The organism is Streptomyces sp. CA2R106, assembly GCF_037034245.1.
Taxonomy (GTDB): Bacteria; Actinomycetota; Actinomycetes; order Streptomycetales; family Streptomycetaceae; genus Actinacidiphila.
In genome coordinates this window covers 1-792 of sequence record NZ_JBAGKC010000146.1, presented here as the reverse complement: position 1 = coordinate 792, position 792 = coordinate 1, and the positions used below count along the sequence as shown (strand labels likewise).

Annotated in this window: 1 protein-coding gene; it reads left to right on the top strand. The window is 68.4% G+C overall.

Annotated elements, in window-relative coordinates; all coding sequences use genetic code 11:
- Positions 1 to 792: cytochrome P450 (locus WA788_RS35435; protein ID WP_443034151.1), on the top strand; the 792-nt coding region annotated here is incomplete at both ends.

The following is a 792-nucleotide window of genomic DNA, read 5'->3' as shown; positions in this document are numbered from 1 at the left end:
CACTCCGACCGGGACCGGTTCCATGTTTCCCGCGGCGAGATCATCACCGGCCCGGTCACCGATTGGGCGACGGACTTCTCGCACCTGGATCCGCGGTGGTCCGAGGACCCCTTCCCGATCATGGACGACCTGCGGCAAAGGTGCCCGATCGCGCACACCGAGCGGTTCGGCGGTGTGTGGCTGCCCACCCTGTACGAGGACGTCGCGGCGATCGCCTACGACACCGACCGCTTCTCCTCGCTCGGAGCCAACCTCACCGAGTTCCGCCCGCCGCGGGACCTGGCGCCGATCGGCGAAGCACCGCCCATCACCTCCGACCCGCCGTTCCACCACGGCGCGCGCAAGCTGCTGCTGCCGGCGTTCACCAAGACCGCGGTCGCCAAGCTCGAGTCCGGCACGAGGACGTTCTGCCACTCCCTCGTCGACGGTCTGGAGGGGCGGGACGTCGTGGACGCCGCCCACGACTACGCGCGGCAGATCCCCAGCCGGGTCATCGGCGACCTGCTCGGCCTGCCGCCGGAGGATCGGGAACGGTTCCACCAGCTCGCCGTCAACCTGGAGGGCGAGGGCAAGCAGTCGCGGGACGAGCGCATCGAGCACATGGGCCGGGTGTTCATCTATCTCCTCGCGGAGGTCAACAAGCACATCGAGCAGCCCCGTGACGACCTGATCAGCTACCTTCTGGACGCGGAGATGCACGGCCGCAAGCTGGAACCGAACCACGTCATCGGCACGATCGTGCTGCTGCTCATCGCCGGCATCAGCACCACCTACAGCGCGATCGGCACGTCC